We start from the raw sequence: 24,897 nt of genomic DNA, 5'->3' as shown, positions 1-24,897 counted from the left end.
TCTGGGCAGCCGAAACGGACCGCCGGACGGAGCGGGACGGGGCGGAGGGCCCCGCGACATGAGTGTCGCGGGGCCCTCCGGGTGCGGTGCGGGATCAGACGGCGCTGTCGGCGCCCCACGGGGCGTACAGGTCGAGCAGCCGGGTGCGGGTGGAGCGCAGCCGGTGGGCGAGGACGTCCCCGACCCACTGGCCGACCGCCCGGCCCAGTTCCGGGTCCTCCTCGCACATCATGCGGACGGCCGTGGCGTCGAACTCGTACGCCCGCACCGGTGTCGCCGCCTCCGCGCCCAGATGCCAGACGTGGGGGGTGAACAGCCAGGACCAGCCGACGAGTTCGTTGTGCCGCAGGGACTCGATGACGGCCGCGCGACGGCCGGGCACATGCATGTCGAGGTCGACGGTGCCGGTACGGACGATCCAGAACCGGTCGGCCCGGCCGCCCTCCTCGAACAGCCTCGTCCCCTGCGGGAAGGACACCTCGCGGGCGACGCGCAGGAGCCGCTCACGGTGCTCGGCGGGCAGGGCGCGCAGCATGCTGGGCGCAGGGATGTCGATCATGGCGTGCCTCCGGGCGGGTCGGCGGGATCTGCCATGTCCAGCATGTTCCCGGCGCCCGTCGGCGGGCCATGGGCCGTCCGGTACCCGGTCCCGGCCGGTCGGCCCCGGCCCCGGACAGGGCATGCTGAGGGCATGCGCACCGTCGGCGTGGACCTCTCCGCGCGCCCCCGTCGTACCGCCGTGTCCGTGATCGACTGGTCCGGGGAGCGGGCCGTCGTGCACGCCCCGGTCCTGCGCTGCACGGACGAACGCCTGCTGGAGCTGCTCACCGCGCTGGGGGAGGGGGACCGGGCCGGCGTGGACTGTCCGTTCGGCTGGCCCGTCGCGTTCGTCGAGGCGATGGCCGCCCACGCCGCACCGCACCCCGGCTGGCCGGGCCGGGACGCCGAGGGCGACGACGATCTCCGTGCCCTGCGCTACCGGCGCACCGATCTGCTCGTCGCCCGGCACGCCCCGCGCTTCCCGCTGTCGGTCTCCTTCGACAAGCTCGGCTCCGTCGCCGCCCGCTGGGCCCGCCTCCAGGCGCGGCTGGCACGGCTCGGCCACCCGGTGGACCGCACGGGGGCCGGCCGGGTGGCCGAGGTGTACCCGGCCGCCGCCCGGCACCGATGGGGGCTGTCCCTCGGCACCGTGGACGAACTGACCGCCGCGGCACCCTGGCTGCGCCTTACCGGCCCGGCACGGCAGACGTACGCCGCCGACCGGGACGCCTACGACGCGCTCATCGCCTCGCTGACCGCCCGCGCGATCGGCCTGGGGCGCACCGCGTGGCCCACCGCCGAGGACGCCGGACCCGCGCGCACCGAGGGCTGGATCCACCTCCCCGAACCGCACTCCCTCGCCGGCCTTCTGCACGCCTGACGGCTCGGCCGACGGCTCGGCTGACGGACCGTCATGGAGTATCGGCCGTAGGGCCGTTCGGCCCCCGGTAAGGACCTCAGGCCCCTGCCGTCCCGGGGGCACCGGACCGGAGACTTGCGGTGCATCCCCCAAGGAGGTCCGCACATGTCCGTCATCACCGTCGGTCTCGACGGCTCGCCCGAGAGTCTCGCCGCCGCGGACTGGGCCGCCCGCGAGGCGGCCCAGCAGGAGGCGCTCCTGCGGCTCGTCCACGCCGAGGAACCGGTGGTCCCCCTGTACGCGCCGCTCGGCGGCATCTCCGCGCCCGGTGTGCTCGCCGGGCAGCGTGACTGGGCCGCGCACCTGCTCCGGGAGACGGAGTCCCGGCTCGCGCGGCGCCGCCCCGATCTGCGGATCACCGCCGAGGAGACCCGGCAGGAGGCGGTGCCCGCCCTGCTGGACGCCGCCGCACACGCCGACCTGCTGGTCCTGGGGTCCCGCGGCCTCGGCACGGTCACCGGGTTCCTGGTCGGCTCCGTCGCCCTGGCCGTCGTGGCACGTTCCGAGCGGCCCGTCGTCCTCGTCCGGGCCGGGGAACGCGCGGAGGACGAGCATCTGCCGGACGCCGCCGGAGCCGCCTCGCAGACCACGCCGTACCGCGACGTCGTGCTCGGCCTGGACGTCGCGAACCCGGCCTCCGCCGTCCTCGAGTTCGCCTTCGAGGCGGCCCGTCGCCGCGCCGGCGGGCTGCGGGTCGTGCACGGCTGGAACCCGGCGGCCGTCTACGGCTACGGCGCCGTCCTGGACGCCGGTCTCGACGCCGAGCTGGCCGAGGAGGCACGGCACCGGCTGAGCGAGGTCCTGCGGCCCTGGCGGGACAAGTTCCCCGGCGTCGAGGTCCACGAACAGGCGGTCGTGGGCGGCGCCGGCCGCCATCTCGTGCACGCCTCCCGGGACGCCGCCCTGGTCGTCGTGGGCCGCGCGCCGCGCCGCACCCCGGTCGGCGGCCGCATCGGCCCCGTGACGCACGCCGTCCTGCAGCACGCCTCGGCACCGGTCGCGGTGGTACCGCACGACTGAGGGCGGCACCCCGCCCGGGCCCGCCGGCCGGGCCGGTCGGACCCCACCCGGGACCACCGGCCCCTGCCGCCCGGGCCCCCGGGAAACCACGCTGGAATCCGATCCCTTGCCCCAGGAGGTGGAGATCATGCTCCGCACTGTCACCGCAGGCCTCGACGGCTCGCCCGAGAGCCGGGCCGCCGCGGAGTGGGCGGCCCGCGAGTCGACCCTGCGCAGCCTGCCGCTCAAGCTCGTCCATGTCTGGGAGCCGGTGCCGGAGCCGATGGCCCAGGCCCCGCTCCTCGGCGCGGAGACCCAGCAGCACTGGACCGAGCGGATCCCGCGCGAGGCCGCCGAGGGCATCACGCTGCGCCACCCCGGCCTCGAGGTCATCACCGAGCAGCTCTACGGCCACCCCGGCGACGTCCTCGCCGAGGCGGCGAAGGACGCCGAACTGCTCGTCCTCGGCTCGCGCGGCCTCGGTGGCCTCGGCGGGTTCATGGTCGGCTCGGTCGGCCTGTCGGTCGTCGCGCACGCCGAGCGCCCCGTCGTGCTGGTCCGGGCGCTGGAACAGGCCGCGGACGAGCACGAGCCGGACCCGGTGGGCATCCCGTCCGCCGCGACCCCCTTCCGGCCGGTGGTCCTCGGCCTCGACACCGCGCACCCCGACGAGTCGCTCCTCGCGTTCGCCTTCGACGCCGCCCTGCGCCGCCAGACCTCGCTGCGGGTCGTCCACGCCTGGAACCCGCCGCCCTACTACGCCTACGGCACCCCCGCCAACCCCGCGCTGCACGAGGCACTGGCCCTCAACGCCGCCGAGGAGCTCGCCAAGGCGCTCAGCCCCTGGCGGAGCAGGTTCCCGGGCGTGGAGACCGTCGAGGTCACCCGCTACGGCAGCCCCGCGGTCCATCTGGTGGACGCCTCGCACGAGGCCTCCCTGGTCGTCGTCGGCCGGCGCGCCCGCCGCAACCCGGTGGGCAGCCACATCGGCCATGTCACCCACGCCGTCCTGCACCACGCCACCGTCCCCGTCGCCGTGGTCCCCCACGACTGACCCGTCATCCGCAGGAGTCACCCCATGAAGGCAGCGGTCGTCCGAGCGTTCGGCGAGCCCCTGGTCATCGAGGAGCGCCCCGACCCCGAACCCGGCCCGGGCCAGGTCCGGGTCCGGGTGGAGGCCTCCGGGCTGTGCCACACCGACATCCACGCCGCGCACGGCGACTGGCCCGTGAAGCCGAGCCCGCCGTTCGTGCCGGGCCACGAGGGCGTCGGCCTGGTCGAGAAGCTGGGCGAGGGCGTCACCCACCTCGCCCTCGGACAGCGGGTCGCCGTGCCCTGGCTGGGCACGGCGTGCGGACGCTGCGAGCACTGTCTGTCCGGCTGGGAGACCCTGTGCGAGCAGCAGGTCAACACGGGCTACGGCTGCGACGGCGGGTACGCCGAGAAGATGCTCGCCCGGGCCGACTTCGCCCAGCCGGTGCCCGACGGCGTCAGCCCCTTCGACGCCGCCCCGCTGACCTGCGCGGGCGTCACGACGTACAAGGCGCTCAAGGTCGCCGACGTGCGGCCGGCGCAGCTCGTCGCGATCTCCGGCGTCGGCGGGCTCGGCCATCTCGCCGTGCAGTACGCGAAGATCGCCGGCGCCACCGTCGCCGCGATCGACGTCACCGACGAGAAGCTCGACCTGGCGGCCGACCTCGGCGCCGACATCCTCATCGACGCCCGCAAGGAGGACGTCGGCCAGGTGCTCAAGGGGTACGGCGGCGCCCACGCGGCGATCGCGCTGGCCGTGAACGAGGCCGCCTTCTCCGCCGTGTACGCGGGTCTGCGGCGCGGCGGCAAGCTGGTCATGGTCGCCCTGCCCGCGCACGGCACGGTCCAACTCCCCATCTTCGACACGGTCCTCAACGGCACCTCCGTCATCGGCTCGATCGTCGGCACCCGCCAGGACCTCGCCGAGGTGTTCCGGCTGCACGCGGCCGGCCGCACCCGGGTCATCCACGAGACCCGCCCGCTGGAGAGCGTCAACGAGTCGATCGAGGCCGTGCTGCGCGGCCAGGTCAAGGCCCGGATCGTCTTCGACCTCGGAGCGGGCCGGTGAGGACCGACGACGAACGGCCGGTGGTCGTCGGCGTGGACGGGTCCGGGCCGAGCCTGCGCGCCGTGGACCGGGCCGCCGACGAGGCCGCGCTGCGCCAGGCGCCGCTGCGGGTGGTGTACGCCTCCCTCTGGGAGCGCTACGAGGGCACGGCGCTCGCCGGGGAGCACAAGCCCGACGAGGAGGTCCGCGCCGACGACATCGTGGCGGTGGCCGCCCGCCGGGCCCGCGAGCGCCGGCCGGAGCTGACGGTCTCGGCCGAGGTGGTGGCCGAGGAACCCGAGTACGTCCTGGTGCGGGAGGGACGCGACGCCTGCGCGCTGGTGCTGGGCACCCGGGGCCGGGGCAGCGTCCGCGAGATGCTCCTCGGCTCCGTCAGCCTCACCGTGGCCGCGCACGCGCACTGCCCGGTGATCGTGGTCCGCGGCGACGGCTTCGGCACGGAGCCGCACGGCCCGGTCGTGGTGGGCGTCGGAGCGCACGGCAAGGACTCCGCGGCGGTGCGCTTCGCCTCCGCGGAGGCGAGACTGCGCGGGGTGCCCCTGGACGCCGTACGGGCCTGGCGCCGCCCGGCGAGGGAGAGCGCGGACCACCCCCTGCTGACCGGCGAGCCCGCGCGCCTGCACGAGGAGCGGGCCGCCGAGGCCCTGGAGGAGGCCCTGGCGGACGTCCCGGCCGATGTCGAGCTGCGCCGCCGCACCGTCGAGGGCCCGCCCCGTGACGTCCTGCTGGACGCCTCCCGGGACGCCGGCCTGCTGGTGGTCGGCGCGCGGCGCACGCACGGGCACCTCGGGCTCCAGCTCGGCCGGGTCGCCCACGGGGTGCTGCACCGGGCGGACTGCACCGTCGCCGTGGTGCCCGAGCCGGAGTGAGGGGCGGGGGCGCTCAGAGATCCGCCGCGTGATCGGGGACGTACGTCCGCAGATCGCGCGGCGAGCGCTGGTAGCCGGTCGACGGCGGCCGCTGCGGCAGCTCCAGCACCGGCGGCGGCACCTCGCGGTACGGCACCGTGGACAGCAGGTGGGCGATCATGTTCAGCCGGGCCGTGCGCTTGTCGTCGCTCTCGACGACGTACCAGGGCGCTTCGGAGATGTCGGTGTGCACCATCATCTCGTCCTTCGCCCGGGAGTACGCCTCCCAGCGGGTGATCGACTCCAGGTCCATCGGCGACAGCTTCCAGCGCCGCAGCGGGTCCTCCAGCCGGCGCCGGAACCGCTCCTGCTGCTCGGTGTCGCTCACCGAGAACCAGTACTTGCGCAGCAGGATGCCGTCCTCGATCAGCATCCGCTCGAAGATCGGGCACTGGCGCAGGAACAGCTCGTGCTCCTCCTTCGAGCAGAAACCCATCACCTGCTCGACGCCGGCCCGGTTGTACCAGGACCGGTCGAACAGCACGATCTCCCCGGCGGCCGGAAGATGCTCGACGTACCGCTGGAAGTACCACTGGGTGCGCTCGCGCTCGGTCGGCTTCGGCAAAGCGGCGATCCGGGCCACCCGCGGGTTGAGGTGCTCGGCCACCCGTTTGATCGTGCCACCCTTGCCGGCCGCGTCCCGCCCCTCGAAGACCGCCACCAGCCGGACGCCGTTCGCCCGCACCCACTCCTGGAGTTTCACCAACTCCGTCTGGAGACGCAGCAGTTCCTTCTCGTACACCTTGCGCGGCAGCTCCGCCGCCTTCTTGCCGGCCATGGGACGTCACGCTACCCGCCCCGGGGCGGACCGGCGGGACCGGCGGGACCATCGGCGCCGGATGGGGCCGAGCGGCCCCTGCCGGCGCCCGCCGCGGCGCGCGAGGATCGAAGGGTCCCGCGGAGTGTCGTCGGACGCGGGAGCCGATCACGGAGGAGGCGAACCGTCATGACCGACAAGGTGCTGGTCACGTACGGGACCACCAACGGTTCGACGGCGGAGATCGCCGAAGCGGTGGCCGACGTACTGCGCAAGGACGGGTTGTCCGCCGAGGCGCGCCCGGCGCGCGACGTGGCGAGCGTGGCCGCGTACGACGCCGTGGTGGTCGGCGGCGGGCTGTACGCCGGACGCTGGCACAAGGACGCCCGCCGGTTCGTCCGGCGCCACCGCCGGATGCTGGCCGGACGCCCCGTCTGGCTCTTCAGCAGCGGACCGCTGGACCCCTCGGCGTCCGAGAAGGACATCCCGCCCGTACGGGGCGTGCGGCGGGCGATGACGGGGCTGGACGCCCGGGAGCACATCACGTTCGGAGGATGCCTCGAAGAGGGCGCCAAGGGCCGGGTGGCCGGGATGATCCTGCGCTCGGGCAAGGGCGGCGACTTCCGGGACTTCGCCGCGATCGAGACCTGGGCGGACGGGATCGCCCATGAACTGAACCGCTCGTAGGACGTTTCGACGCGTCCGCGCACCCCACGCACCCAAGCAGCCGCGAAAGGACGTGACGGCCATGGCCGAACAGACACCGACGCAGGTCTCGGAAGGGCCGCCCGCCGGCGATCTGGGCCGCCGGCTCGCCGCGCGGCGGGCCGTGCTGGGACTGTCGCTGCGGGAGACGGCCGACCGGGCCGGCATGGCCCCCAGCTACCTGGCCCATCTGGAGCGGCACCCCGGAGCCGCCCCGAACAGGGGCGCCCTGCTCAGCCTGGCGGGTGTGCTGGGGACCACGGTGTCGGCCCTCACCGGCGGCGACGCCGACCTCCCGCCCGGTGCCGGACAGGCCGGGCACACGCCCGAGTTCACCGAGCTGACCCGGACCGAGTGCGGCGATCTGCTCGCCACGCACGGCGTCGGGAGGCTGGCGGTGCCCACCGCCCAGGCGCCGGTGATCGTGCCGGTCAACTACAGCGTCGTCGACGGCGTGATCGTCTTCAGGACGGCGCGGGGCGCGACGCCGTCCCTGGCGGTCGGCTGCCCCGTCGCCTTCGAGGTCGACCGCATCGACGACGTGTTCAGCGAGGGCTGGAGCGTGCTGGTGCGCGGCCACGCCCGCATGGTGACCGACCTCGGCGAGGCGCAGCGCCTGGCACGGCAGGTCCACAGCACCCCGTGGGCCGGCGGCCGGCGTGACGTATGGGTGCGGATCCAGCCGTACGCCGTCACCGGACGCCGGATCGGCCGGCGCGCGGAGACGGAGGTCCCGGCCGGGTGACACGGCGACGGAGCGACACCGCGGGGGATCGGTGCCGCTCCTGCTTCCCAGGGTCGTACAGAAAGCTCCCTTTGCCCAGGTGCCGAACGTCCCGCTCCGGACGCCGTCCCGGCCCTCGGGGCCGGCCGGACCGGAGGACCGGGACCCCACTGGTTCCGCCCCGGTGCGCCGGGCACTACCGTGGCACATGATCGGACCGGTGGGTGTCCGGCATGGTCAGGGGACCTGGAGGAGCGCAGGTGGGAAGCCCCGAGGAGGCCCGGGTACGGCTGCCTCAACTGAGGCTCGACGAGTTGCTGGAGGAACTGCAGGCACGGCTGGACGCCGCCCGGGGCACCCGGGACCGGGTGCACAGCCTGCTGGAGGCGGTGCTCTCGGTCGGCCGGGAGCTGGACCTGGAGCAGGCGCTGCGCAGTATCGTGGAGGCGGCGGCGGTGCTGGTGGACGCCGAGTACGCGGCGCTCGGGGTGATCGGCCCCGACGGCAGACGGCTGTCCGCGTTCCACACCGTCGGGGTCTCCGAGGAGGAGATCGCCCGCATCGGCCCGTACCCCGAGGGGCACGGCATCCTGGGGGAGCTGATCCGCAACCCCGAGCCGCTGCGGCTGGCGAAGCTCTCCGAGCATCCCTCGTCGTACGGGTTCCCGCCCCACCACCCGCCGATGAACACCTTCCTCGGTGTCCCGATCCGGGTCCGCGACCAGGTGTTCGGCAACCTCTATCTGACCGAGAAGCGGGGCGGCGGCCAGTTCGACGAGGAGGACGTCTCCGTCACGCTCACCCTGGCCGTGGCCGCCGGTGTGGCCATCGACAACGCCCGGCTCTACGAGGAGTCCCGGCTGCGGGAGCGCTGGCTGGGGGCGAACGCGGAGATCACCCACAGTCTGATGTCGGGGGCCGAGCGGGCCGAGGTGCTCGGTCTGATCGCCGGGCGGGCCCGGGAGATCACGGGGGCGGCGCTGGCCGTGGTCGCCATGCCCATGGAGGAGACGGGCTCCCTCACCGTGGAACTCGCCCTCGGCGCGGAGGCGGAGGCGCTGCGGGGCCTGGTCCTGCCGGCCGGCGGGAACCTCATCGGCGAGGCGTTCTCCACGGTGGCCGCCGTGATCAGCGCGGACGTCACCGAGGACGAGCGGATGCCGGCGGGGCCCCTGCGCCTCACCGGGCTCGGCCCGGCGGTGGCCGTCCCGGTGGGCACCGGGGACAGCGGCGTACGCGGTGTCGTGCTGCTGGTCAGGGCGTCCGGGGACACCCCCTTCACCGAGAAGGAGACCGAGCCGCTCCAGGTGTTCGCGGGCCAGGCGGCGATCGCGATGGAGCTGGCGGAGCGCCGGCAGGACGCCGAGCGGATCGCCGTCCTCACCGACCGCGACCGCATCGCCCGCGATCTGCACGACCTGGCGATCCAGCGGCTGTTCGCCACCGGGATGACCCTCCAGAGCGCGGGCCGTTTCATCGAGCATCCCGAGGCCTCCGAGCGCGTCGCCCGGGCCGTCGACGACCTCGACGAGACCATCAAGATCATCCGGTCGACGATCTTCGGCCTGCGCACCCGGGACGGGGCCGCCGGCACCGGACTGCGGGCCCGCGCGGTCCGGGTGGTCGGCGAGGCGGCCCCCGTCCTGGGCTTCGCCCCGAGTGTGCGGATGGAGGGACTCCTCGACACCGACGTCCCGAAGGAGGTCGCCGACCACGTCGTGGCCGTCCTCTCCGAGTCGCTCACCAACATCGCCCGCCATGCCCGCGCGGACCGCGCCGAGGTCGTCCTGGCGACCGACGGCCGTGAGGTGCGTCTGTCGGTCACGGACAACGGCGTGGGCCTCCCGGACGGCGGGCGCCGCAGCGGGCTGCGCAACATGGCCGAACGCGCCGAACAGCTCGGCGGCACCTTCGAGCCGACCGGGCCCGCCGACGGCGGCACGTCACTGGTGTGGCGGGTACCGCTGAAGCCTTGACGGGTGCGGTGCAAGGCTGCGCTCGGGCAGGGCGGTGGGGAGGACGGACGGCGCGGACGTCGCCCGGATCTCCGGGATCCGGACCTCGACGGTCGTGCCGCCGCCGCGCAGGGGCGTGACGACGGGGTCGGCCACCGCCGAGGCCACCAGGCCGCCGCCGCCGGCGTCAGCGGGCGGCGGGACGCGACGGGCGCGGGCGTGAGGGGCGCGGGCGTGAGGGGCGCAGAATGTCTCCACGCCCCAGGCATGCAGGTCGCTCAGGCCAGGTCCACCCAGGTGCCCGTCGCGGCGGACCGGGTCATCGCCTCCAGTGCGACGGCGCTGCGCACCGCGTCCGTGAGCGTCGTGCCGTACGGCGTGCCCTCGGCGATCGAGCGCAGGAAGCGGTACGCCTCCACGACCTTCAGATCGTCGTAGCCCATACCGTTGGCGGCGCCGGGCTGGAACGCGCCGAACTCGCCCGCGCCGGGGCCCACGTACACCGTGCTCACCGGCTGGTCCTGGTACGTCGTACCGCGGCTGACGCCCAGCTCGTTCATCCGGCGGAAGTCCCAGAACACCGCGCCCTTCGTGCCGTGCACCTCGAAGCCGTAGTTGTTCTGCTCGCCGACCGAGACCCGGCAGGCCTCCAGGACGCCCCGGGCGCCGGAGGCGAAGCGCAGCAGGCAGTTGACGTAGTCCTCGTTCTCCACCGGGCCCAGCTCACCGCCGGTGGCGCGGCTGTGGCCGGCCGTCGCGCCGGTCGGACGGGCCCGCTCGGAGACGAAGACCGCGGTGTCGGCGGTGAGGGAGACGATGTCGCCGAGGAGGAAGCGGGCCAGGTCGACCCCGTGCGAGGCGAGGTCGCCCAGGACCCCGCTGCCGCCGCGCGCCCGCTCGTAGCGCCAGGTCAGGGCGCCCTCGGGATGGGCCGCGTAGTCGCTGAAGAGCCGGACGCGGACATGGGTGACCGTGCCGATCTCCCCGGAGGCGATCAGCTCGCGGGCGGCCTCCACGGCGGGCGCGTTGCGGTAGTTGAAGCCGACCGCGCCCTGCACCCCCGCCGCGGCGACGGCGTCGGCGACCGCCCCGGCGTCCTCGGCGGTCAGACCCACCGGCTTCTCGATCCAGATGTGCTTGCCGGCCCGGGCCATCGCGACGCCGATCTCCCGGTGCAGGAAGTTCGGCGCGGTGATGCTGACCGCCCGCACCCGCGGGTCCGCGGCCACCTCGCGCCAGTCCCGGGTGGTCGAGGCGAAGCCGAACTGCGCCGCCGCCTCCTCCGCCCGGCCCGGCACCTCCTCCGCGACCCGGATCAGCTCCGGGCGCAGGCCCAGCCGCGGATAGTGGTGCGCGATCCGGGCGTACGCCTGGGTGTGCACCCGTCCCATCCAGCCGAACCCGACGACGGCGACACCGAGCGTGCTTGCCATGACACCTCTTCGTTTTGGACCGTTCCACACAGCGACCTGCCTCACCCTGGGGCTCGAATCCACAGGTGTCAACCCCAGGACCACCCTTTGACAAGCCGGTCACCCTGTGGAACGGTCCACACCATGAGACCTCCGACGATCCGCGACGTGGCCGAACGCGCCGGTGTGTCGAAGTCCCTGGTCTCCCTCGTCCTGCGCGGCTCCGAACAGGTCCGCCCCGAGAAGCGGCAGGCCGTGCTGGCCGCCGTCGAGGACCTCGGCTACCGGCCCAACGCCGCCGCGCGCAGTCTGAGCGAGCGCCGCACCCGCTCGGTCGGCGTCCTTCTGAACGACATGCGCAACCCCTGGTTCGTGGAACTGCTGGACGGTCTCAACTCCCGCCTCCACGACAACGGGCTGCGCATGCTGCTCGCCGACGGCCACCTCAACCGCCGCCTCGGCGAGGATCTCACCCGCACCTTCACCGAACTGCGGGTCGACGGACTCGTCGCCGTCGGCACCCTGCCCCCCTCCGAGGCGCTGCGCGCCGCCGCCACCCACATCCCCACCGTGGTGGCGGGCGCCCGCGAGCCGGATCTGCCCCGGGTCGACGTCGTCGCGGGCGACGACGAGCACGGCGCGCGGCTGGCCACCGAGCACCTCATCGCCCTCGGCCACCGCCGTATCGCCCACATCGCGGGGCAGGGCGTCGTCGGCGCACTGCGCCGGCGCAGCTTCGAGACGGTCATGGGCGAGCACGGGCTCGCGGCGGACGCGACGGTGGAGCAGGGCGACCTGACCGAGGAGGGCGGCTACCGGGCCATGGTCCGGCTGCTCAGCACCCCCGAGCGGCCGACCGCCGTCTTCGCCTTCAACGACATCGCCTGCGTGGGCGCCCTGTCGGCGGCCGAGGAGTCGGGCCTCCAGGTCCCCCGGGACCTCTCCCTCGTCGGCTACGACAACACCTACCTCTCCCGGCTGCGCCACCTCTGGCTCACCACGGTGGACAACGCCGGCCACGACGTCGGCCGCGGCGCCGCGCAGCACCTCCTCGACCGCATCGAGAACCCGGCCCGCCCGAAGCGGACCGTCCTGTCGACGCCGACCCTGGAGGTACGGGGGACGACCGCGCCGCCCGCACGGAGCGGGGAGTGACGCGCACCACAGGGCCGTCCCGGGAACCCGGCCCCCGGCCGCTGCGACTACTGCATCGGTGCGGCGCGACCCGGTGACGCCGTGCGAGCCGACCTGGAGCGACGGTTGATGGACGAGTCCCGCACTTCCCCCCTGCCCGTTCTCTGCGGCTTCGCGCTGCTGCTCGCGCTGGTGTTCACGGTGTCGTACGCCACCGGTTCCGCCCTGAGGCCCGAGGCGCCCGCGACGCCCGCGCCCGGGGTGAGCACGGGGACCGTGCCGACCGGGTCCTCGCAGACGGGGGACATGGGTGCCACGGACGGCATGGACGGCATGGACGGCATGGACGACATGGGGCACTGATGTGCGACAGTCGTCAACTCCCCTTCTACATAAGGAAATTGACGCGAAGAAGTCGGGAACTCGACGGCGTCCGCGACCGACTACTGGTTCGTGACACCAGAGACAGAGACCGCCTTCGAGGCGATCCGCGCCGAGTTCGGCGCCGTATCGCTCGCGCGGGTCGAACGGATGCTGGAACCGGGCGCCGGGAAGGATCGGCATCCGTTGCGGAGAGCGGCCAAGTGGATCCTGCCGGGGCTCTCGCCCACGCCCTGGCACGATCCGTACGCCCACGCCGAACTCGCCCCCGTCGTCCACGCGTTGGAAGCGAACCATCAGGCGATCAAGCGGGAGCTGGACGCCGCCTGGGTCGCGCGCCGCGAGGCGTTCTCGGACTACGAGCACTATCTGACCCGGCAGGAGGACTGGCAGGCCCTCCATCTCTTCCGCGACGGCGCGCTCGTCGCGGAGTCGGCGGTGCTCGCGCCCACCGCCCATCGGGTGGTCAGGGAGACCGCCGTGGAGACGGAGAAGATCTGCCCGCTCCTGGAATGCCACTTCTCCACCCTGCTGCCGGGCGCGGTGATCGCCCCCCACTGCGACCTGTGGAACTTCAGCATCAACCTGCATCTCGCCGTGGACATCCCGGACGGCTGCCGCCTCACGGTGGCGGGGGAGACCCGGTCCTGGGAGGAGGGGAGGTGCCTGCTCTTCGACTACTCCTTCGAGCACGAGGCGCGCAACGAGGGCGCCCGCCCGAGGACCTGTCTGCTCCTCGACCTCTGGCACCCCGAGACGACGCTCCCGGAGCGGCGCGCGCTGACCGCGCTGTTCACGGAGATCCGCCGTCTGCTGGGCGAGAGCTGACGGCGGGGGGCGACGGACCATGGCTCTGCTCGTGCTGGCGCTGGCCCAGCTCGTCATCTCCCTCGACTACAACATCGTCTACGTGGCCCTGCCCGACATCGGCGCCGGGCTGGGATTCGACGACCACGACCTCCAGTGGGTGGTGAGCGCCTACGTCGTGGCCGGCGGCGGCTTCCTGCTGCTGGGCGGGCGGGCCGCCGACCTGCTGGGCCGCCGCCGGATGTTCGTCCTCGCGGCCCTGCTCTACGCGGGCTCGTCCCTCGTCGGCGGTCTGGCCCAGACCCCCGGTGTGCTGGTCGCGGTGCGGGCGGTCCAGGGCGTCGGCGGAGCCCTGCTCTTCCCGGCGACGCTGTCCCTGGTCAACACCCTGTACGAGGAGGGACCGGCACGGAACCGGGCCCTCGCGGTGTGGGGCGCGGCCGGGGCCGGCGGGCTCTGCCTGGGGTCCCTGCTGGGCGGGGTCCTGGTGGAGGCCTCCGGCTGGCCGTCCGTGTTCTTCGTCAACGTGCCCGTGGCGGGCGCCCTCGCCGTGGCCGGACGGCGCCTCTTCCCCGCGGACGGACCGCGCGACCGCACACGCCGCTTCGACCTCGCGGGCGCGCTGACCGCGACGGGCGGGGTCACCCTGCTGGTGTTCCTGCTGGTGCGGGCCCCGGCCCAGGGCTGGGGGACCCCGGCCGCCCTGACGAGCGCCGCGCTGTCCGCCGGTCTGCTGACCCTCTTCGTCGTCGTGGAGCGGCGCTCCCGCGACCCGCTCGTCCCGGTGCGGCTGTTCGCCCGGCGCGGCCTGCCGGCCGCGATGGGGGTGACGGCCCTGTTCAACGCGACGTTCAGCTCGGTGCCGTACTTCCTCACCCTGTACTTCCGCAACGTCCAGGGCTACAGCGCGGTCGCCACCGGCCTCGCGTTCCTCGTGCCGGCCGTGGTGGTCGCCGCCGGCACCCGGGCCGGTGAACGGGCCGTCGCCGTCGTGGGCGTGCGCCGGATGCTGGTCGGAGGCCTGGTGCTGGGCGCCGCCGGAGCGGCGGCCCTCGGTCCGGCGCTCACCCCCGACGGTTCGTACGCCGGACTCCTGCCGGGGATCGTCCTGCTGAGCCTGGGCCAGGGCGCCGCCTGGACGGGGATGTGGATCACCGCGTCCGCCGGGGTGGCCCCGGGAGACCAGGGCATCGCCTCCGGTCTGGCCTCGACCACCCTCCAGGTGGGCGGCGCGGTCGGCCTCGCCGTCCTGGTCGCCCTCGCCGGGGGCGTCGGGCAGAGCGCCTCCGGCCCCGGACTGCTCGACGGCATCCGTACGGCCGTCCTCGCCACGGCGGCCGGTATCGGCTGCGGCGCACTGGCGCTGCTCGTCCGCCGCGGCACCCCGAGTCCGTAACCCCACCCCTCCTCACCGCCTCCCCCCTTCCCCGTGTCCGGCCGCCCGGCCGTCCTCCGTCATGCCCTGGAGCCCTCATGTTCCCCACCCCCGCCGGTCCTTCCGCACCCGTGGCCGCCGTGCTGTGCGGGCTCGGCGGACGGCTGCCCGCCCGTGCGGTGACCAACGGGCACCTCGCCCGGCGGCTAGACACCGACGACACCTGGATCCGCACCCGGACCGGGATCCGCCGGCGGTACGTCGTCGAGCCCGGGCAGGCGACCTCCGACCTGGCCGTCGAGGCCGGCCGCCGGGCGCTGGCCTCGGCCGGTGCGGACCGGGTCGACGCCGTGCTGGTGGCCACGACGACCCCGGACCGCCCCTGCCCCGCCACCGCACCCGCGGTCGCCGCACGGCTCGGCCAGCCGGGAGCGGCCGCCTTCGACGTGGGCGCGGTGTGCACCGGCTTCGTCTACGGGCTCGCCTCGGCCGCCGGACTGATCGCGGCCGGGGTCGCCGAACGGGTGCTGCTCATCGGCGCCGACACCTACTCCACGATCGTGGACCCGCTGGACCGGGCCAACGCGATCATCTTCGGCGACGGTGCCGGAGCCGTCGTCCTGCGCGCGGGCCGGCCCGACGAGCCGGGCGCGGTCGGCCACTTCGACCTCGGCAGCGACGGCGCCCACGAGGACCTGATCACGGTCGCCGCCGGCGGCTCACGGCAGCGCTCCCGGCCCGGCGAACCCGGCCGCGAGGAGCGGCACTTCGCCATGCGGGGCCGGGAGGTCTACCGGCACGCGGTGACCCGTATGGCCGCGTCGGCGCGGGCCACGCTGTCCGGGGCCGGCTGGCGGACCGACGACGTCGACCGCTTCGTACCGCACCAGGCCAATCTGCGGATCCTGCACTCGGTGGCGGACGCGCTCGCCCTGCCCCGCGAGCGGTGCGTCACGCACGTCGAGTCCGTCGGCAACACGGGGGCCGCGTCCATCCCGCTGGCCCTCGCCGACGCGGCCCGCGCCGGGACGCTCCGGCCCGGCCACCGCCTTCTGCTCACCGCCTTCGGAGGCGGCCTCACCTGGGGCTCCTGCCTCCTGACCTGGCCCGAACTCCCCCTACCGGAACGGATCGCACCATGACCGACACCTATGAACGACTCGCCGACCTCCTCACCGCGCTGCACGACATCCCGCCCGCCCTCGTGCGGCCCGAGGCGACCCTCGGCGAGCTGGACGTCGACTCGCTGACCACGGTCGAGATCGGCATCCGCGTCGAACGCGACCTCGGTGTGGACGTCGGCGACGACGAACTCCGGCCGGACCTCACCCTCGGCGCCCTCGCCGCCCTCGTCGACTCCCGCCGAGCCACCACCGTCCGACCCCACGGGCCCGACCCCACGGAAGGAAACACACCCATGCAGATCAAGGACCAGCCCGGCGGCGCGATCGGCGCGACCGTCGAGGGCTTCGACCACCGCACGGCCTCGGACGCCGACCTGGCCGCCCTGAAGAACACCGTCTACACGAAGAAGATCGCCGTCCTGAAGGACCAGGACCTCTCCCCCCGGGAATTCCTCGCGCTCGGCAGGCGGCTGGGCCGCCCGGAGACGTACTACGAGCCGATGTACCGGCACCCGGAGGTCCCGGAGATATTCGTCTCCTCCAACGTCCCCGAGAACGGACGGCAGATCGGCGTGCCGAAGACCGGGAAATTCTGGCACGCCGACTACCAGTTCATGCCGGACCCCTTCGGTATCACCCTCATCCACCCCCAGGTCGTTCCGGCGAAGAACCGCGGCACCTATTTCATCGACATGGGAAAGGCCTACCGGGAACTGCCCGACGACCTGAAGAAGGAGATCGCCGGAACACGGTGCCGGCATTCCGTGCGCAAGTACTTCAAGATCCGGCCGCACGACGTCTACCGGCCCCTGTCCGAGATCCTCGACGAGGTCGAGCGCAAGACGCCGGCCGTCGTCCAGCCGACCGTCTTCACCCACCCGATGACCGGGGAGCCGGTCCTCTACGTCAGTGAGGGCTTCACCGTCGGCATCGAGGACGAGGACGGCGCACCGCTCGACGAGGAGCTGCTCAAGCGGCTGTTCGAGGCCACCGGCCAGCTCGACGAGACCTTCGAGCACCCCGGCATCCATCTGCAGAGCTTCGCACAGGGCGACCTGCTGGTCTGGGACAACCGCAGCCTCGTCCACCGCGCCCGGCACACCACCGCCCCCGAGCCGACCGTCTCCTACCGCGTCACCGTGCACGACGAGCGCCGGCTGCACGACGGGATCGGGGCGGCATGACCGACGCGGCCCTGCTCGCCCGGGTGCTGGCGCCCTACAAGGCCCACTGCCGCTATCTGCGGTCCGCGAACGTGACCGTGCGGGACGACGGACCGACCGCCGTCCAGGGCGATTTCGCGATATCCGAGTCCTGCTACATCGACGACACCGGCCATCTGAACTCCGTCGAGGTGAACATCTGCTACAACCAGATGATGTATTACCTCGTCGCCGTGTCCGTGCGGGACGGGCTGATTCCGGTGTTCGCCGACTGGACGCTGGACGACTTCTTCCAGCACCAGCTGCCGGACATTCTCATCGCCCGTTTCTCGTCGGCCTTCCGGCGGCCCGTCGATCCGCGGTCCTTCTCCGGGGAGATGGAATTCCGTTCCGTCACCCGGCGCGGCCCCGGCGGCGGCCCGCCCTTCCTGCACGCCGAGACCGCGTTCCGCTACCGGGACGCCGGTGACGGCCGCTGCGACGGCGAGGCGACCCTCGCGTTCGTCAACCTCCTCCGACCGCCGAAGGGTTCGCCATGAAGACACTCGTCCGGACCACCCGCCACCACGCCGAGCACCGACCGGACCAGGCGGCCGTGCTCTGCGAGGGCCGCACCCTGACCTACGGACAACTGCACCGCGAGAGCAACCGCGTCGCCCACGCGATCCGGGCCGCCGGGCTCGCCCCGGGTGACCGGGTCGCCTACCTGGGCAAGGAGTCCGAGCACTACTACGAGATCCTCTTCGGCTGCGCCAAGAGCGGCACGGTCCTCGTCCCCGTCAACTGGCGGCTCACCGCGCCCGAGGTGAGCCACATCCTGCGGGACTCCGGCACCCGGCTGCTGTTCGTGGAGGAGGAGTTCGCGTCGGCCGTCGAGTCGGAGCCCGAAACCGTCGTACACCTGGGCTCCCTGGAGGGATGGCGGGCATCGCACCCGCACCACGACACGGCGTTCGAAGCCACCCCCGACACCCCCGTCGCCCAGCTCTACACCAGCGGCACCACCGGACTGCCCAAGGGCGTGGTCCTCGCCCACCGCAGCTTCTTCGCGATCCGCGACGCCCTGGCGGACGCGGGCCTGGACTGGATCGACTGGCGCGACGGCGACATCGCGCTGATCGGCATCCCCGGCTTCCACATCGGCGGCCTGTGGTGGGCCACCCAGAACCTCGACGCCGGGACGACGGTCGTGGCGATGCGCGCCTTCGACGCCCGGCGGGCCGTGGACCTCATCCGCGACCTGGGCGTCACCACCGCCTGTGTGGTCCCCGCCATGCTCCGCATGATGCTCACCGAACCCGGCGTGCGCACCGAGGACTTCACCACCCTGCGCAAGACCGTCTACGGCGGCTCCCCGATCTCCGAGGCCCTGCTGGAGGAGAGCCTCGCCGTCCTGGACTGCGAGTTCGCCCAGATCTACGGCCTCACCGAGACCGGCAACACCGCCGTCTGCCTGCCCCCGGCCGCCCACGTCCCGGGCGGACCGCTGATGCAGGCGGCGGGACGGCCGTATCCGGGCGTACGCGTCAAGGTGGTCGACGGCGACGGACGGGAACTCCCGCCGGGCGCGGTCGGGGAGGTCTGCCTGCACACCCCGGCCGCAATGGTCGGGTACTGGGGACTGCCGGACCGCACCGCCGAGACCCTCGTCGACGGCTGGATCCACACCGGAGACGCCGGCCACCTCGACGAGCACGGTCATGTCTTCATCCGTGACCGCATCAAGGACGCCGTCCTCGTCGCCGGCGAGAACGTCTACCCGGCCGAGATCGAGAACGCCCTGGAGGGCCACCCCGGCGTCGCCGAGGCCGTCGTCGTCGGCGCCCCCGACGAGCGCTGGGGCGAGTACGTACACGCCTTCGTCGTACCCGACGACCCCGAACAGCCTCCCACCCCCAGGGAGTTGCACACCCACCTGGTCCCGAGACTGGCGAGCTTCAAGCTGCCCGCGCGCTACGAGTTCCTCGACAGCGTGCCCCGCAACCCCAGCGGGAAGATCCTGCGCCGCGCCCTGCGCGACCGCTTCTGGGGCGACTCCGCCCGCAAGGTCAACTGACCGCCCCCCCACGGAGAGAGAACGACATGCCTGCTCCCCTCACCCTGGACGGCTTCCGCGCCGACCTCGCGGAGTACCTGTACCAGAGCCCCGACGACGTGGACCTCGACCAGAACCCCCTCGATGCCGGGCTGGACTCCCTGCGCATCACCACCCTCATGGAGCGCTGGCGCGCCACCGGCGTGGAGATCACCTTCGTCGAACTCGCCGAACGCACCTCCTTCGCCCAGTGGTGGCAGCTGCTCGCGGCACGGCGGGGGGACACCCCGTGACCCCGCGCCGTCCGCTGCCGGCCGCCCAGGAGGCCGTCTGGACCGGCCAGCGGCTCGACCCCGACAGCCCCGCCTACAACACCGCCGAGTACCTGCACGTGTACGGCCCGGTGGACACCGCCGCCTTCGACACGGCCCTGCACCACGTCGTCGCCGAGACCGAGGCCCTGAACGTCGTCTACGGCGCGGACGCCCGGGGCCGCCCCTGGGAGACACCCGCCCCGGCCGACGGCTGGCGGCTCCACACGGCCGACCTCACCACCGCACCCCACCCCCGCGCGGCGGCCCTGGCCTGGATGCACCAGGACCTCGCCCGCCCCGTCGACCTCGCCCACGGCCCGCTCTTCGGCCACGCCCTCCTGCGGATCGCGCACGAGGAGTACCTCTGGTACCACCGCGTGCACCACATCGCCCTCGACGGCTACGGCCTGTCGCTGGTCGCCCGCCGCGTCGCCGAGGTCTACACGGCCCTGGCGACGGGCGCACCGGTGGGGGACAGCGGCTTCGGCACCCTGGCCTCGGTCCGCGAGGAGGAGCGCGCCTACCGGGAGTCGGCGGCCTTCGCCCGCGACCGCGCCTACTGGACCGGCCGGTTCGCCGACCGGCCGCCCGTCGCGACCCCCGCCGGCCGTACGGCCCTCCCCGCCCCCGCCTTCCACCGGCGCACCGCCGACCTCGGCGCGGAGCGCACGGAGGCCCTCCGCACGGCCGCCCGGGAGCTGAAGGTCACCTGGTCGGAGATCCTGCTCGCGGTGACCGCCGCCCGGCTGCACCGCGCCACCGGCGCACCGGAGATCGTCCTCAGCCTCCCGGCGATGGGCCGCCTCGGCTCCGTCTCCCTGCGCGTCCCCTGCATGGTCCGCAACATCCTGCCCCTGCGCGTCCCCGTCACGGACCGGGACAGCCCACGCGACCTCGCCGGCCGGATCTCCTGCGAACTGCGCGCCGCCCTGCCGCACCAGCGCTACCGCTACGAACGACTGCGGCGCGACCTCCGGCTCGTCGGAGGACGGCGCCGGCTGTCCGGCCCCGGCGTCAACATCATGCCCTTCGCCTACGATCTGCGGTTCGCCGGACACCGCAGCACCGTGCACAACGTCTCCGCCGGGCCCGTGGACGATCTCTCCGTCAACGTCTACGACCGGTCCGAGGGCACGGGCCTGCGCCTCGCCGTGGACGCCCATCCCGGCCTCTACGCCGAGGCCGACGTCACCGCGTTCCGCGACGGGCTGCTCGACCTGCTGGACCGGGCCGTCACCGCCCCCGACCGGGCCCTCGCCGACCGCCCGTCCACCCCGGGTGCCGTCGCCGCGCCGGTGCCCGTCCTGGACGGTGGTCCGCTGCCCGGCCCCGCGCGCCCGGTCCTCGACCTGATCGCCGAACGGGCCGGGCGCGAGGGCGGCGCGGTCGCCGTCGAGCACGGGGGCCGCGAGGTGACGTACGCGGAACTCCTCCGCGAGGCCGCGGACTTGGCGCGCCGGCTGACGGATCGGGGCGTGGGCGCCGGGGACCTGGTGGCCGTCGTCCTGCCGCGCGGCATCGACGCGATCACGGCGGTTCTCGGCGTCCTGCTCTCCGGGGCGGCCTACTGCCCCCTCGACCCGACGGCACCCGCCGCCCGCCGGGCGGAACTCCTGGCGCGAGCACGGCCCCGGCTCGTCCTGACCGACACGGGGCTTTCCCCATCGGAGCCCGGCCCCGCCGCACCGGCCGCGGACGGCCTCGCCTACGTCCTGCACACCTCGGGCTCCACCGGCCGCCCCAAGGGCGTGGAGATCGGCCACCGCGCCCTGGCCCGCTTCGTCGCCGGGGCGACTCCCCGCTACGGCCTCCGGCCCACCGACCGCGTCCTGCAGTTCGCCCCGCTGCACTTCGACACCAGCGTGGAGGAAATCTTCCTCACCCTGTGCGCGGGCGCCACCCTGGTCCTACGCACCGACGACATGACCGACTCGGTCCCCGGCTTCCTGGCGGCCTGCGCCCGGCTGCGGATCAGCTTCCTCGACCTGCCCACGGCCTACTGGCACGAACTCGCCCACGCCGTCTCGACCGGCACGGCCGCCCTCCCCGCCGGGGTGCGCACCGTCGTCATCGGCGGGGAGCCCGCCCTGCCCGAGCGGGTCGACCGCTGGCGCGGGACGGTCGGCACGGCGGTCCGGCTGCTGAACACCTACGGCCCGACGGAAGCTACCGTGGTCGCCACGGTCGCCGACCTCCACGACCCCGCCCTCGCCCCCGGAGACGTCCCCATCGGACGGCCGCTGCCCGGCACCCGCGCCGCGGTGGTGGACGGCGAACTCCATCTCCTCGGCGGCAACCTGGCCTTCGGCTACCGTGGCGACCACCCCGACGGCGCCCGCTTCGCACCGCTGCCCGCACTCCCCGGAGCGCCCCGCTCCTACCGCACCGGCGATCTGGTCCGCGTCGGCGACGACGGGCAACTGCGCCATCTGGGCCGCACGGACACCGAGTTCAAGATCAGCGGACATCGGGTGCACCCGGCCGAGGTCGAGTGCGCCCTCCTCGCCCTCCCGGGAATCCGGGACGCCGCCGTCGTGGGACAGGTGCTGCCGGACGGCACGCGCCGCCTGGCCGCCTACCTGGTCCCGGACGGGCCCGCCCCGGCCCCCGCCCTGCTCAGGGAGCGCCTGCGGGCGGCGCTGCCGGCGGCGACGGTCCCCTCGGCGATCGAGTTCCTGGACGCCCTGCCCAGGACCGGCACGGGGAAGACCGACCGCAGGGCACTCGCCGCCACGCCGCTGCGCGCAACGCCCGCCGATCCCTCCCGGGGGCTCGTTGGTTCGTCGGGTGCGTTCGCGGAGGGGTCTCGGGGGCTCGTTGGTTCGTCGGGTGCGTCCGCGGAGGGGTGCCGGGGGCCCGTCCGTGCGTCCGGTGCGTTCGCGGAGGGGGCTCGGGGGACCGCCGATACGTCCGGCACGTCCGTCGATCGGTGTCAGACGCCCGCCGGGCCGTCCGGTACGGCGGTCGAGGGCGTCGCCGAGGTCGTCGCCGGAGTGTGGCGCGAGGTGCTCGGCCTGGTGGCCGTCTCCGTGTCGGACGACGTGTTCGACCTGGGCGCCCAGTCGCTCCAGGCCATCCAGGCCGCCAACCGGCTCGGCACCGCCCTGGGCCGGGAGGTCAAGGTCGCCTGGCTGTTCCAGCACCCCACCCCGGCCGGACTCGCGGACCGGCTGGCACGGCAGCCACGGCCGTCCGTGACCGGCGACCTCCCGGCGACCCTGCTCACCGACACCGTCCTCGACCCGGACATCCGCCCCGGCGCCGGACCCCGGGCGGCCGGCGCCCCCGACCGGATCCTGCTCACCGGCGCGACCGGTTTCGTCGGCGTCCACCTGCTGGCCGAACTCGTCGCGCGCACCGACGCGGAGATCGTCTGCACCGTCCGCGCGCAGGGCCCCGCCGAAGCCACCGCCCGGCTCCGCGAGGCGCTGCACACCCACCGGATCCACCTCCCCCCACAGGCCCGCGTCACCGCCCTCCCGGCCGACCTGAGCCGTCCCCGACTCGGCCTGGACGACGAGCAGTTCGGCGGACTGGCCGACTCCTGCGGAGCGGTCCTCCACTGTGCGGCCACGGTCAGCGTCCTGCGCGACTACGCCACCCTGCGCGCCGCCAACACCGAGTCGACCAGGGAACTGCTCCGCCTGACGGCCCGCCGCTCGATCCCCCTGCACTTCGTCTCGACGCTCTCCGTCGCGCCCCCGCTCGGCCTCGCGCCCGAGGTGCCGGAGGCGTTCCTCGCGCCCCACGCCGGACTGCGTCACGGCTACCAGCAGTCCAAGTGGGCGGCGGAGCGGCTGCTGGAACAGGCGGCCGAGCGGGGGCTGCCGGTCACCGTGCACCGGCTCGGCCGGGTCGTCGGACCGCGCACCACCGGATACGTCGACGAGCGCGACTTCCTGTGGAGCGTGCTGCGCGCCGGGATTCCCGCCGGGGTCGTCCCCGACCTCTTCGAGGAGGAGACCTGGACCCCGGTCGACCAGGTCGCCGGGGCCCTCGTGCACCTCGTCCTGCGGCACCGGGGGGCGCCCGCCGTCTACCACCACACCGTGGGCGCCCCGGTGCGGCTGAGTGACGTCCACGACTGGCTGGGGGAGTACGGCTACCCCCTGCGGCGGGTGCCCCTCGCCGAGTGGCGCTCCCGGCTCGCGCCCGCGTCCGGCGTCGCGGCCACCATCCTCGCCTTCTTCGACTCCCTCGACACCTCGGGTGGGGGCACCGACCTACGGCTGGGACGGGTCCGCTGCGACCACGTCGCGGCCGGCCTGCGCGACAGCGGCATCACGTTCCCGCCCGTCGACCGCGACCTCGTCTTCCGCTACCTGGACCGCCTCGTGACGACCGGACTGCTCCCCGCACCTACCGGACGTCATGAGCAACTTCCCTCATCCGCAAGGTAGTTGGGAATTTCCGGGAACTCGTCGGCACCGCCCTCCGACTACTGGAACAGCACCCCAGCACCCCGAACCAAGGAGTATCCGCATGTCCAAGAAACGGCCGGCCGCCGTCGCCCTGGCCGGCGCCCTCTGTCTGGTCACCACGGCCTGCGCCGGCTCCTTGACCGGCGGCGCCTCCGGTGACGAGGCGTCCGCCGTCGCCGCGAAGTCCGGCTACCCGGTGACCCTGAAGAACTGCGGGGTGTCGGAGAAGTTCACCGAGGCGCCCGGCCGGGTCGTCGTCATGAACGGCGCCTCGGTCGCCGAGGTCTCCACCCTGCTCGCCCTCGGCCTCGGGGACCGGATCGTCGCCAACCAGCAGAGCTACGGCATGTCCGAGGTGGCCGGCCGCGCCGCCGCGATCAAGGCCCTGCCCACCGGTGACGTGACACTCAACGACGCCTACGACATCCCGCGCGAGGCGATGATCGGGCTGCGCCCGGACCTGGTGCTGTCCACGACGTCGTACGGCTTCGACGAGAAGAACGGGTTCGCGACCCGGGAGCAGCTCCAGCAGGTCGGCGCCCACTCCTACGTCTCGCCACAGGGCTGCGACCAGGACACCTCGCACATGACCATCGCCGACAGCTACCAGCTCCTGCGCGACATGGGCAGGATCTTCGGCGTCGGCGAGAAGGCGGAGCAGCTGATCGCCGCCTCCGAGAAGAAGATCGCGGCCGTCTCGGCCGGGGTGAAGGGCGAGAAGCGGCCCAAGGTCATGGTGCTGTTCTCCAACATGGCCATGGGCGGCAACGACTTCAGCTCCGTCGTCGCCCAGGGCATCTACAACGACATCCTCGCCAAGGCCGGCGGCAGCAACGTCTTCGCGTCCGCCTCCGAGACCTCCTTCGCCGATCTGAGCAAGGAGAAGGTGGCCGCCACGGACGTCGACGCGCTCGTCGTCATCGGTTACAACGACCCCGACCCGGCGGCCTACGCCGAGAAACTGCTGAAGGAGTTCCCCCAGTGGCCGGCCGCGAAGAACAAGACGTACGTGGCGCTGTCGGACTCGATGTACCTCGGCCCGAGCAACGACCTGGCCGTGGCGAGGATCGCCGAGACGCTGCACCCGGACCGGTTCTGAGCCGGCTGCGGCTGCCGGTCGCGG

The 24,897-nt window shown here is 73.9% G+C and carries 23 protein-coding genes and 1 pseudogene; 20 read left to right on the top strand and 4 right to left on the bottom strand.

Annotated features, from left to right (window positions below):
• Positions 1 to 94: 94 nt before the first annotated feature.
• Positions 95 to 559 (bottom strand): Crp/Fnr family transcriptional regulator, encoded by a 465-nt coding sequence (locus tag ACYQ8Q_RS03560; RefSeq protein WP_460061780.1) that lies wholly within the window; start codon positions 557 to 559, stop codon positions 95 to 97.
• A gap of 132 nt (positions 560 to 691) precedes the next feature.
• Between ACYQ8Q_RS03560 and ACYQ8Q_RS03555 the strand changes: the two genes are divergently transcribed.
• The 5 genes from ACYQ8Q_RS03555 to ACYQ8Q_RS03535 all read left to right on the top strand — a co-directional run bounded on the left by ACYQ8Q_RS03555 (position 692) and on the right by ACYQ8Q_RS03535 (position 5,428).
• The gene (locus tag ACYQ8Q_RS03555; RefSeq protein WP_460061778.1) at positions 692 to 1,420 is read left to right on the top strand and encodes a DUF429 domain-containing protein; all 729 of its coding nucleotides are present in this window, start codon (positions 692 to 694) and stop codon (positions 1,418 to 1,420) included.
• Positions 1,421 to 1,564: 144 nt separating this feature from the next.
• Positions 1,565 to 2,479 (top strand): universal stress protein, encoded by a 915-nt coding sequence (locus ACYQ8Q_RS03550; protein WP_460061777.1) that lies wholly within the window; start codon positions 1,565 to 1,567, stop codon positions 2,477 to 2,479.
• A gap of 127 nt (positions 2,480 to 2,606) precedes the next feature.
• Positions 2,607 to 3,512 carry a universal stress protein gene (locus ACYQ8Q_RS03545; RefSeq protein WP_460061774.1) on the top strand — a complete coding sequence of 302 codons (906 nt, stop codon included), beginning with the start codon at positions 2,607 to 2,609 and terminating at the stop codon, positions 3,510 to 3,512.
• Positions 3,513 to 3,536: 24 nt separating this feature from the next.
• Positions 3,537 to 4,559 carry a zinc-dependent alcohol dehydrogenase gene (locus tag ACYQ8Q_RS03540; RefSeq protein WP_460061771.1) on the top strand — a complete coding sequence of 341 codons (1,023 nt, stop codon included), beginning with the start codon at positions 3,537 to 3,539 and terminating at the stop codon, positions 4,557 to 4,559.
• Entirely contained in the window at positions 4,556 to 5,428 is an 873-nt protein-coding gene (locus ACYQ8Q_RS03535; protein ID WP_460061769.1) for a universal stress protein, read from the top strand. The genes ACYQ8Q_RS03540 and ACYQ8Q_RS03535 overlap by 4 nt, the downstream gene beginning before the upstream one ends.
• A gap of 13 nt (positions 5,429 to 5,441) precedes the next feature.
• On the opposite strand, the gene ppk2 is transcribed toward ACYQ8Q_RS03535, so the two are convergent.
• Entirely contained in the window at positions 5,442 to 6,245 is an 804-nt protein-coding gene (gene ppk2 / locus ACYQ8Q_RS03530; protein WP_460061767.1) for a polyphosphate kinase 2, read from the bottom strand.
• 168 nt (positions 6,246 to 6,413) lie between these two features.
• On the opposite strand from ppk2, the gene ACYQ8Q_RS03525 reads away from it, so the two are divergent.
• From ACYQ8Q_RS03525 to ACYQ8Q_RS03515, 3 genes are all read left to right on the top strand, one after another.
• On the top strand, positions 6,414 to 6,911 hold the full coding sequence (locus ACYQ8Q_RS03525; protein WP_460061765.1) for a flavodoxin domain-containing protein: 498 nt from the start codon (positions 6,414 to 6,416) through the stop codon (positions 6,909 to 6,911).
• A gap of 61 nt (positions 6,912 to 6,972) precedes the next feature.
• Positions 6,973 to 7,674, top strand: coding sequence for a helix-turn-helix domain-containing protein (locus ACYQ8Q_RS03520; protein ID WP_460061763.1), 702 nt, complete (start codon positions 6,973 to 6,975; stop codon positions 7,672 to 7,674).
• A gap of 239 nt (positions 7,675 to 7,913) precedes the next feature.
• A complete protein-coding gene (locus ACYQ8Q_RS03515; RefSeq protein ID WP_460061761.1) occupies positions 7,914 to 9,629 on the top strand; it encodes a sensor histidine kinase in 1,716 nt (571 codons plus the stop codon).
• Here ACYQ8Q_RS03515 and ACYQ8Q_RS03510 read toward each other — a convergent pair.
• Complete coding sequence (locus tag ACYQ8Q_RS03510) at positions 9,597 to 9,866, bottom strand: hypothetical protein (protein ID WP_460061759.1); 270 nt, start codon at positions 9,864 to 9,866, stop codon at positions 9,597 to 9,599. The genes ACYQ8Q_RS03515 and ACYQ8Q_RS03510 overlap by 33 nt on opposite strands.
• A 20-nt stretch (positions 9,867 to 9,886) precedes the next feature.
• Entirely contained in the window at positions 9,887 to 11,041 is a 1,155-nt protein-coding gene (locus tag ACYQ8Q_RS03505) for a Gfo/Idh/MocA family protein (RefSeq protein WP_460061758.1), read from the bottom strand.
• Between the two features lie 123 nt (positions 11,042 to 11,164).
• On the opposite strand from ACYQ8Q_RS03505, the gene ACYQ8Q_RS03500 reads away from it, so the two are divergent.
• The 12 genes and pseudogenes from ACYQ8Q_RS03500 (at position 11,165) to ACYQ8Q_RS03445 (ending at position 24,873) form a co-directional block, all read left to right on the top strand.
• Positions 11,165 to 12,175 carry a LacI family DNA-binding transcriptional regulator gene (locus ACYQ8Q_RS03500; protein ID WP_460061756.1) on the top strand — a complete coding sequence of 337 codons (1,011 nt, stop codon included), beginning with the start codon at positions 11,165 to 11,167 and terminating at the stop codon, positions 12,173 to 12,175.
• A 108-nt stretch (positions 12,176 to 12,283) separates the two neighbouring features.
• Positions 12,284 to 12,517 (top strand): hypothetical protein, encoded by a 234-nt coding sequence (locus ACYQ8Q_RS03495; protein WP_460061754.1) that lies wholly within the window; start codon positions 12,284 to 12,286, stop codon positions 12,515 to 12,517.
• Between the two features lie 90 nt (positions 12,518 to 12,607).
• Positions 12,608 to 13,363 (top strand): aspartyl/asparaginyl beta-hydroxylase domain-containing protein, encoded by a 756-nt coding sequence (locus ACYQ8Q_RS03490; protein ID WP_460061752.1) that lies wholly within the window; start codon positions 12,608 to 12,610, stop codon positions 13,361 to 13,363.
• Positions 13,364 to 13,382: 19 nt separating this feature from the next.
• Complete coding sequence (locus ACYQ8Q_RS03485) at positions 13,383 to 14,738, top strand: MFS transporter (RefSeq protein ID WP_460061750.1); 1,356 nt, start codon at positions 13,383 to 13,385, stop codon at positions 14,736 to 14,738.
• Between the two features lie 77 nt (positions 14,739 to 14,815).
• Complete coding sequence (locus ACYQ8Q_RS03480) at positions 14,816 to 15,859, top strand: beta-ketoacyl-ACP synthase III (RefSeq protein ID WP_460061749.1); 1,044 nt, start codon at positions 14,816 to 14,818, stop codon at positions 15,857 to 15,859.
• Positions 15,856 to 16,059, top strand: a pseudogene (locus tag ACYQ8Q_RS03475) (acyl carrier protein); the annotation flags it as partial. The gene ACYQ8Q_RS03480 and the pseudogene ACYQ8Q_RS03475, both read left to right, overlap by 4 nt.
• 75 nt (positions 16,060 to 16,134) lie before the next feature.
• A complete protein-coding gene (gene scoE, locus ACYQ8Q_RS03470; RefSeq protein WP_460073154.1) occupies positions 16,135 to 17,025 on the top strand; it encodes a (3R)-3-[(carboxymethyl)amino]fatty acid oxygenase/decarboxylase in 891 nt (296 codons plus the stop codon).
• Entirely contained in the window at positions 17,022 to 17,543 is a 522-nt protein-coding gene (scoD, locus tag ACYQ8Q_RS03465) for a (2E)-enoyl-ACP glycyltransferase (protein WP_460061747.1), read from the top strand. The genes scoE and scoD overlap by 4 nt, the downstream gene beginning before the upstream one ends.
• Positions 17,540 to 19,060, top strand: a complete 1,521-nt coding sequence (locus ACYQ8Q_RS03460) for a long-chain-fatty-acid--CoA ligase (protein WP_460061745.1) — start codon at positions 17,540 to 17,542, stop codon at positions 19,058 to 19,060. The genes scoD and ACYQ8Q_RS03460 overlap by 4 nt, the downstream gene beginning before the upstream one ends.
• Positions 19,061 to 19,086: 26 nt before the next feature.
• Complete coding sequence (locus ACYQ8Q_RS03455) at positions 19,087 to 19,332, top strand: phosphopantetheine-binding protein (RefSeq protein ID WP_460061743.1); 246 nt, start codon at positions 19,087 to 19,089, stop codon at positions 19,330 to 19,332.
• Positions 19,329 to 23,753: an amino acid adenylation domain-containing protein gene (locus ACYQ8Q_RS03450; RefSeq protein ID WP_460061742.1), complete on the top strand. Its 4,425-nt coding sequence runs from the start codon at positions 19,329 to 19,331 to the stop codon at positions 23,751 to 23,753. The genes ACYQ8Q_RS03455 and ACYQ8Q_RS03450 overlap by 4 nt, the downstream gene beginning before the upstream one ends.
• An 82-nt stretch (positions 23,754 to 23,835) precedes the next feature.
• Complete coding sequence (locus tag ACYQ8Q_RS03445; RefSeq protein WP_460061740.1) at positions 23,836 to 24,873, top strand: ABC transporter substrate-binding protein; 1,038 nt, start codon at positions 23,836 to 23,838, stop codon at positions 24,871 to 24,873.
• The last annotated feature ends 24 nt before the right edge of the window (positions 24,874 to 24,897 follow it).

The sequence above is a fragment of the Streptomyces sp. YKOK-I1 genome, from assembly GCF_054660435.1.
Note: the sequence above shows the minus strand (reverse complement) of the source record. Positions and strands in the feature narration are given on the sequence as shown.

Bases quoted from the DNA above. Each gene is read 5' to 3' on its own strand.
- ACYQ8Q_RS03560 (WP_460061780.1), bottom strand. From the start codon at position 559: ATGATCGACATCCCTGCGCCCAGCATGCTGCGCGCCCTGCCCGCCGAG.
- ACYQ8Q_RS03555 (WP_460061778.1), top strand. From the start codon at position 692: ATGCGCACCGTCGGCGTGGACCTCTCCGCGCGCCCCCGTCGTACCGCC.
- ACYQ8Q_RS03550 (WP_460061777.1), top strand. From the start codon at position 1,565: ATGTCCGTCATCACCGTCGGTCTCGACGGCTCGCCCGAGAGTCTCGCC.
- ACYQ8Q_RS03545 (WP_460061774.1), top strand. From the start codon at position 2,607: ATGCTCCGCACTGTCACCGCAGGCCTCGACGGCTCGCCCGAGAGCCGG.
- ACYQ8Q_RS03540 (WP_460061771.1), top strand. From the start codon at position 3,537: ATGAAGGCAGCGGTCGTCCGAGCGTTCGGCGAGCCCCTGGTCATCGAG.
- ppk2 (WP_460061767.1), bottom strand. From the start codon at position 6,245: ATGGCCGGCAAGAAGGCGGCGGAGCTGCCGCGCAAGGTGTACGAGAAG.
- ACYQ8Q_RS03525 (WP_460061765.1), top strand. From the start codon at position 6,414: ATGACCGACAAGGTGCTGGTCACGTACGGGACCACCAACGGTTCGACG.
- ACYQ8Q_RS03520 (WP_460061763.1), top strand. From the start codon at position 6,973: ATGGCCGAACAGACACCGACGCAGGTCTCGGAAGGGCCGCCCGCCGGC.
- ACYQ8Q_RS03505 (WP_460061758.1), bottom strand. From the start codon at position 11,041: ATGGCAAGCACGCTCGGTGTCGCCGTCGTCGGGTTCGGCTGGATGGGA.
- ACYQ8Q_RS03500 (WP_460061756.1), top strand. From the start codon at position 11,165: ATGAGACCTCCGACGATCCGCGACGTGGCCGAACGCGCCGGTGTGTCG.
- ACYQ8Q_RS03495 (WP_460061754.1), top strand. From the start codon at position 12,284: ATGGACGAGTCCCGCACTTCCCCCCTGCCCGTTCTCTGCGGCTTCGCG.
- ACYQ8Q_RS03485 (WP_460061750.1), top strand. From the start codon at position 13,383: ATGGCTCTGCTCGTGCTGGCGCTGGCCCAGCTCGTCATCTCCCTCGAC.
- ACYQ8Q_RS03480 (WP_460061749.1), top strand. From the start codon at position 14,816: ATGTTCCCCACCCCCGCCGGTCCTTCCGCACCCGTGGCCGCCGTGCTG.
- scoE (WP_460073154.1), top strand. From the start codon at position 16,135: ATGCAGATCAAGGACCAGCCCGGCGGCGCGATCGGCGCGACCGTCGAG.
- scoD (WP_460061747.1), top strand. From the start codon at position 17,022: ATGACCGACGCGGCCCTGCTCGCCCGGGTGCTGGCGCCCTACAAGGCC.
- ACYQ8Q_RS03460 (WP_460061745.1), top strand. From the start codon at position 17,540: ATGAAGACACTCGTCCGGACCACCCGCCACCACGCCGAGCACCGACCG.
- ACYQ8Q_RS03455 (WP_460061743.1), top strand. From the start codon at position 19,087: ATGCCTGCTCCCCTCACCCTGGACGGCTTCCGCGCCGACCTCGCGGAG.
- ACYQ8Q_RS03445 (WP_460061740.1), top strand. From the start codon at position 23,836: ATGTCCAAGAAACGGCCGGCCGCCGTCGCCCTGGCCGGCGCCCTCTGT.